Origin of the sequence: Ruminococcus sp. AM26-12LB (assembly GCF_003480785.1) — a bacterium.
GTDB lineage: Bacteria > Bacillota > Clostridia > Lachnospirales > Lachnospiraceae > Blautia_A > Blautia_A fusiformis.
The window spans coordinates 230,959-238,129 of record NZ_QUJX01000002.1; the positions used below are offsets into that span (position 1 = coordinate 230,959).

Sequence of the window (7,171 nt, forward strand, 5' to 3'; positions counted from 1 at the left end):
CTTTAATCGTCCTGAGTATCCATCTTCTTCATCAGGCTCATAAAGATCAGGATGATCACTGCCAGGATCAGAGAGATGGCACTTCCGAAGTTCCAGTCACCTACAGAAATAAACTGTGACTCGATGAGATTACCGATCAGCATGTACTGGCCGCCGCCGAGAAGCTTCGGAATAACGAAGGTTGATATGGACAGAAGAAATACCATCATGATACCATTGACCACACCTGGCATGGAAAGCTTCCAGGTGATCCTCCAGAAGGTCTGGAAGGGATTGGCACCAAGGTCGTTGGCCGCTTCGATCAGTGACTTGTCCATTTTACTTAAGGATGTATGGATTGGAATGATCATAAAGGGCATAAAGTTACAAACAAGGCCCACGATAACGGAAAAATCTGTATACATCATGGTGATCTGTGAGATTCCCAGCATTTTCAGAAGGTTGTTCACCAGACCATTGTCAGAAAGAATGTTCATCCATGCATAGGTACGGAGAAGCATGTTGATCCACATAGGAATGGTGACCATAAGGATCAGAAAGCTCTGCACCTTTTCGGAATATTTGGAGATAATGTATGCCAGCGGATATCCGCAGACCAGGCAGATCAGTGTGGTCAGGATACCCAGGCGGAAGGATTTCAGGATAACACTTAAATATGTAGCTTCCAGAAATTTTGCAAAATTCGCCCATGTAAAATGCAGGGTCAGAACTTCATTTCCATCTGAGGTAAATGCATAAAGCACGATCAGGATCAATGGTACCACGATCAGGATCGAAGCCCAGATGATATACGGCTTGATCAGATGCTTGAACTGTTTCATTAGTATCCTCCCATTCTGCACATAACATGGATATCCTCAGGACCAAACTTCAGTCCCACTTCACGTCCCACTTCTGCATAATCGGTAGTGTGCACCATGTATGTGCGAAGCTCCGTCTCGACCAGGATCTCATAATGCACGCCCTTGAACGTAATGTTCCGTACAGTTCCTCTGATCTTGGCCTGATCCGGTTCCACAATATCCAGATCCTCCGGGCGGAGAACAACCTCAATGGCTTCGTTGTCCTCAAATCCCTTATCTACACATTCAAAACGAAAGCCATCAAACTCCACAAGGAAATCCCTGATCATTGTTCCTTCTATAATATTGGACTCTCCGATAAAACCGGCAACAAAACGGTTCTCCGGCTCATTATAGATATCTGTCGGGCTGCCAATCTGCTGGATCTCACCGTTGTTCATGACTACTACCGTATCAGACATGGAAAGTGCCTCCTCCTGGTCATGAGTAACATAGATAAAGGTGATCCCTACCTCTCTCTGGATCTTTTTCAGCTCGATCTGCATCTGCTTACGGATCTTGGCATCCAGTGCGCCGAGTGGCTCATCCAGCAGAAGAACCTTCGGCTCATTGACAAGAGCTCTGGCAATGGCAACTCGCTGCTGCTGTCCACCGGAAAGAAGTGTAACATCTCTTTTTTCGAAGCCTTCCAGCCCTACCATTTTCAGCATTCTTTTTACCTTCTGCTCAATAACAGATTTATCTACCTTTTTCAGATTCAGGCCGAAACCGATATTGTCCATAACATTGAGATGCGGAAACAATGCATATTTCTGGAATACCGTGTTGATCTCTCTTTTATATGGAGGCAGCTTGGAAATCTCAATTCCGTTAAACAGTACCTCTCCGCCGCTTGGCTCCTCAAAGCCGGCAATGATCCTTAAGGTTGTTGTCTTTCCACAGCCGCTGGGTCCCAGAAGCGTAAGGAATTCGTTTTCGTGAATGTCCAGATTAATGCCCCGGAGCACCTGCTGGTCATCAAAGTTTTTTGTGAGATTTTTTAACTCGATCAGTTTATTGCTCATCTTTTATATTCCCCTTCCCGCGTTTTCCTGCGATCAGATATACTGCCAGTACCAGAAGGATCACTCCCAGCATTATGGTACAAAGTGCATTGATCTCCGGCGTAACGCCTGTTTTCATCTGTGTGTAAACTTTTATCGGCAGCGTGGATACACGTGGCCCGGTTACAAAAATACTGATCACCACATCGTCCATGGACATGGCAAAGGCCAGCAGAGAGCCGGATATAACAGCCGGCATGATCAGCGGCAGGGTAATGTCCCAGAAGGCCCGAAAGGAACCGGCACCAAGATCTCTGGCTGCCTCTTCCAGGGACGGATCCATTCCCACAAGCCTTGCTTTTACCTCCATCAAAATATAGGGCACACAGAAAACCGTGTGTCCGATCAGAAGTGTCAGCATTCCAAATGGCAGGTTCAGCATATAGAAAAATGCCATCAGTACCATTCCCAGAATGATTTCCGGGATCATCAGAGGCAGGATGGAAATATACTCCATCACCCCTTTTGTTTTCCAGTGGATCCTGGAAAGTCCTACAGCCCCCAGTGTTCCGATCACTGCAGATACCCCACAGCTGGACACCGCCAGGATCAAACTGTTTTTCAATGCCTGGATCAGATCCCTGTCCTGAAACAGTTCCTGATACCATTTCAGGGAAAATCCGGTAAAGCGCACCGGAAGTCTTGCTTCATTAAACGAAAATACCACTACCACACCAATGGGCAGATACATAAGGAAAAACAGGATTCCCAGGTACAGTCCTGAAAGCTTTGAGTTCTTTTTCATCCGATTCCCTCCAGTTCCTTCACATTGGTAAGCTTCCGATATAATACGATCATCAGAGTTGTCAGTATCATCAGTACCACAGCCAGTGCTGCGGCAAAGGGCCAGTTATTGCCTCTTGTCATCTGCTCCTGGATCAGACTTCCCACAAGTACGATCTTGTTTCCGCCCAGGATATCCGCAATAAAAAACAGACCCATAGACGGAATAAAGGTAAGTATCACTCCGGAAAGAAGTCCCGGCAAAGTCAGCTTAAAGGTGACGCTCCAGAAGGCCTTCCATCTGCTGGCTCCAAGGTCTCTGGCAGCTTCCACAAGGGACCAGTCCAGCTTTTCCGCACTGGAATATACGGACAGTGCCATAAACGGCAGCAATACATAGATCATACCGATCACGATCGCTGGATAGCTGTACAGGATTTTTAAGGGCTCCTGGATGATGCCAAGCTTCATCAGCAGATAATTCAGAAGGCCCTTTTTCTGTAGAATGATGATCCAGCCATAAAGACGGATCAGGGAATTCACCCAGAAAGGCAGCATCAGGAAAAGCATGGCCAGCTTCTTTTTGCCCTCGGAAAGCTTTGCCATAAAGTATCCGAAGGGGTAGCCCACCAGACAGATGATCAAAGTGCTGGTGAGCGCAAGGCGGAAGGATCCCGTAAAGGTCTGCAGGTATACAGGCTCCAGGATCTGCTTGTAATTATCCAGAGTAAATTTCCAGTTCACGCCGTAGCCGCCGTCTGCTGTGGAAAAGCTCAGTGCAACTACATACAGAAGGGGCAGTGCGACGAAGATCAGTGTAAAAAGATACAGCGGCAGGATCATCCATACGGAGCCTGCTCTGTGCTTACGCATGGGTACCTCCTGCACAGGGACCTGACTGATCCGGCAATACTTCTTCTGATCTTTCTTCCCGATCTACCAGCACTGCATCTGTAGGAAGAAAACAGCAGCGCACCTTTTCTCCTACACTGACATTTGTATCAATGCCGTAACGGCTTGCCACGATTTCCTGACCTTCCGAAGTTTTCAAAACAACACGGAGCTGGCCGCCGGCGAAGGTTTTTTCAATGACTTCGGCGGTTAAGCCATCGCAGCTGTCATCTGTGTTTTTTTCTGCGGGCTCCTGTACACTCTTTTGTGTGTTTTCTGATGTGCAATTCGGCGTGCTTTGTTGTGCATTTTTTTTATTTTCCTCAAACCGGATATTTTCGCTTCTTACTGCGATGGTAACCTTTTCTCCTTTTTGTGGGAAATATCCTCTGTCAGATGTAGCTGCGGTGTCCATTGATACTTTTACTTTTCCGGCATCAGTTCTTACGGTGATCTGAGCGGAAGTACCGTCAATCTCCTCTTCCGCAATGCTTTCCACAATACCGGTCAGGATATTGGCATTTCCAACAAAGGTTGCCACATAGCTGGTCTTCGGATGATTATAGATCTCATCCGGCGTCCCGATCTGCTCAAAGCGTCCGTGGTTCATCACAGCGATCGTATCAGACATGTTGATGGCTTCTTCCTGATCGTGAGTGATATAGATAAAGGTGATCCCCAGCTTCTTCTGCAGGCGCTTCAGCTCGTGCTGCATGGCACGCCTCAGCTGCAGATCCAGCGCACCAAGGGGTTCGTCCAGAAGAAGTACCTCCGGATTGTTCACAAGTGCTCTGGCTATGGCCACACGCTGACGCTGACCGCCGGAAAGCTCTGACGGCTTACGCCTCTCAAAGCCCGGAAGCTGAACAAGCTCCAGCATTTCTTTGACTCTTCTGCTGATCTCCGCTTTCGATGTTTTTTTCAATTTCAGCCCATATCCAATGTTATCTGCTACATTCATATGGGGAAAAAGTGCATAATTCTGGAACACTGTGTTCACATTACGCTGATTCGGTTCCAGGGATGTCACATCCTTTCCATCCAGAAAAACCTGGCCGGAATCTGGCTGTTCCAGGCCTGCAATGATCCGCAGTGTGGTGGTTTTTCCACAGCCGGAAGACCCCAGCAGAGTGACAAATTCTCCTTTTTTTGCTGTAAGACAGATGCTTTCCAGGACGTCCTCACCTTCCTGGAAGCTCTTTTTTATGTTTTTCAGTTCTAATGAAATTTCGGACATTTAGTTCTCCTTCTGTTTGCTATGATATCCGCCCCCTGCATGGGATTTTCTGATTCGGTTAACTACTCATTTTCATGAAAATTATCTCGTATATACTGACAATAAGTTTCTTTATTAAATACAGGTTTAAATTCCTGACAGATTTTTTTTGCTTCTTTTGCCTGATCACAGAGAAGACGATACGTAGTCAGTGCCAGAAGCTTGGCTGGTTTGATATATGCCAGTTCTTCATCCATGATCTTAAAATCTGCTCCGTGGAGTTTTCCCGCAAATCCTCCGAATGTAAAATTCAGCACTGGAAACAGATGGGTCAGGTCTCCTACGTCGGTACAGGCGTTGTTAAAATCTGCCGGCTTTGAGCACCGGTACGTAGCGTCCAGAAGCTTTACAGATTCTTCCATCACTTTATCCGCACCTCTGTGCAGGATCGGCATATATCCCTGAAGCGGTTCTCTTTCGATCGTACCACCGAATGCATAGGCAGCTCCGTCATAGGCACGATCCATTTTTTCCTGTGTTGCCCGGATCGCATCCAAAGACGCTGCACGGACTTTTGTTTCGATCACCGCTTCGTCCGGAACTGCATTGATCACATCCCCGGCTTTTCGGATCACGTTGTGAAGACGCACATGTTCTTCCTCCCGGAAGGTTTCCCGCATCAGTCCCATCATCTGGATGGCACTGGAAGTAATACTTAATGCATTGACACCATCCCATGGATCAATGGCTGCATGTGCGGCTTTTCCTCTTACTGTCACTCGTTCTGCGGAAAATCCGTTGCATGCCGCATTTCCCAGGTAAAAATCTTCTTCTACCGGCATCATGTGCACATGTGTGGTCAAAATAATGTCTGAATGATCAAATTCTCCAAGCCGGATCAGCTCGCTTTTTCCGGATGCCGGGAAGCCGATTCCCTCTTTCCGAAGCCGTGCACGTTTATCTGCATCAATGTATTCTTCCGCCGGAACGGCAAAAAAAGATACGGACCCAGACAGAGAGGCTTGAACCTCCTCATTGGTCAGTGCCAATGCTGCGCCGATCATGGCTGCAATCTGTGCGTGGTGTCCGCATGCATGTGCTGTCCCGTTGGCGGGATCAGCCATCGGATGCGACTTACATCCGATGGCGTCAAGTTCTCCGATAATCGTAATGTTCGGTCCGTCCTGTTCCATCCACTCAGCGCGAACCCCTGTGCGTGCAAGTCCTCCATGCACACGAAGTCCCAGGCCACGCAAAAAAGCCGCTACGTGTGCGGCTGTTCTCTCCTCATAAAACCCTGGTTCCGGATGGCTCTGGATATCCTTCGCAAAGGCTATGATCTCATCTCTGTGTTCATCTATAGTCTGAATGATCTTTTCTTCAATATGATTCATGTCTTATAACCTCCATTTTCCGCAGGTTAAGCTATATGATATCATAAAACAGTTGATTTGGAAATAGATATTTTCTGGAGATATTTCGCTACTCCGTCGTTTTCATTGGAACCGATGATCCCGGTTGCCACAGCTTTCAGTTCACTCACTGCATTTTCCACTGCATAGGCTTCATCCGCTATTTCAAACATATCAATATCATTTTTTCCATCACCAAAAACAACTAATCTGTCACATTCCAGTTTTTGTTTTAGCTGCAAAGCAGCCTGCGCTTTGGATGCTTTTTGCGGCATGATCTCCAGCCACTGCTCTCCTGTGTAGATGTCCTTCTGATAAACAACATGATATTTATTTTTATATTTATGATAAAATGGTTCAAGCTTCTCCGGCTTATCAATGCAGGTAATATAAAAAAGATCTCCATACATCAGTTCAGATTCTGTAGTTACAATATTCGTACGTTTGTCGCCCTTCCGGCTGTTTAAAAATGCCTGCATTCCACCTGTTGCCTTTGCTGTTATATAAGAAAACTTTTCAATATTATTCTGATATGAATATATGATCGGATATATTTCATGCGCAAAAAGATCCCTCAATACCTCATATATATCCTCTGCAAAATAATTGGCAATGAGAATTTCCTCTGTTATATTATCTTTCACAAATGCCCCATTATATATAATAAGAGGAAAGTGTGTGTTAAGGCCTTCAGTTACTTTTTTTGCCGTATTTAAGGAACGAGCTGTTGCATAGGAAAATGACATGCCTGAAGAAGTTAAAGCATTGATTGTTTTTATTGTATATGAAGATAAAGTTTCATTTTTTCTCAAAAGAGTTCCGTCGAGATCTGATACGTATAGTATTTTCATAAATAAATCCTTTCGTTTTGCTATGAACTGAATAGGGAAACTTTTTTCAGTTGACAGGAAAATTGATGATAAAGTATTTCTTTATTATAGCACAAAAAAAGTGGCCATTTAAGCCACTTTTTTACGATTGTATATTCAAAACTACATACATGTTCTGTTGATGATCGTTAAT

The 7,171-nt window shown here is 45.6% G+C and carries 7 protein-coding genes; all 7 read right to left on the minus strand.

Annotated elements, in window-relative coordinates:
• Nucleotides 1–2: 2 nt before the first annotated feature.
• The 7 genes from DW694_RS02220 to DW694_RS02250 all read right to left on the minus strand — a co-directional run bounded on the left by DW694_RS02220 (nt 3) and on the right by DW694_RS02250 (nt 6,999).
• Nucleotides 3–821, minus strand: coding sequence for an ABC transporter permease (locus DW694_RS02220; protein WP_118752474.1), 819 nt, complete (start codon nt 819–821; stop codon nt 3–5).
• Nucleotides 821–1,867 (minus strand): spermidine/putrescine ABC transporter ATP-binding protein, encoded by a 1,047-nt coding sequence (gene potA / locus DW694_RS02225; protein WP_015525681.1) that lies wholly within the window; start codon nt 1,865–1,867, stop codon nt 821–823. The genes DW694_RS02220 and potA overlap by 1 nt, the downstream gene beginning before the upstream one ends.
• The gene (locus DW694_RS02230; RefSeq protein ID WP_022426292.1) at nt 1,857–2,651 is read right to left on the minus strand and encodes an ABC transporter permease; all 795 of its coding nucleotides are present in this window, start codon (nt 2,649–2,651) and stop codon (nt 1,857–1,859) included. The genes potA and DW694_RS02230 overlap by 11 nt, the downstream gene beginning before the upstream one ends.
• Nucleotides 2,648–3,502 carry an ABC transporter permease gene (locus DW694_RS02235; RefSeq protein WP_015525679.1) on the minus strand — a complete coding sequence of 285 codons (855 nt, stop codon included), beginning with the start codon at nt 3,500–3,502 and terminating at the stop codon, nt 2,648–2,650. Before DW694_RS02235 ends, DW694_RS02230 begins: the two co-directional genes overlap by 4 nt.
• On the minus strand, nt 3,495–4,757 hold the full coding sequence (locus DW694_RS02240; RefSeq protein ID WP_022426293.1) for an ABC transporter ATP-binding protein: 1,263 nt from the start codon (nt 4,755–4,757) through the stop codon (nt 3,495–3,497). The genes DW694_RS02235 and DW694_RS02240 overlap by 8 nt, the downstream gene beginning before the upstream one ends.
• Before the next feature lie 62 nt (nt 4,758–4,819).
• Nucleotides 4,820–6,130: an amidohydrolase gene (locus tag DW694_RS02245; RefSeq protein ID WP_118752475.1), complete on the minus strand. Its 1,311-nt coding sequence runs from the start codon at nt 6,128–6,130 to the stop codon at nt 4,820–4,822.
• A gap of 41 nt (nt 6,131–6,171) precedes the next feature.
• The gene (locus DW694_RS02250; RefSeq protein WP_118752476.1) at nt 6,172–6,999 is read right to left on the minus strand and encodes a Cof-type HAD-IIB family hydrolase; all 828 of its coding nucleotides are present in this window, start codon (nt 6,997–6,999) and stop codon (nt 6,172–6,174) included.
• Nucleotides 7,000–7,171 lie beyond the last annotated feature (172 nt).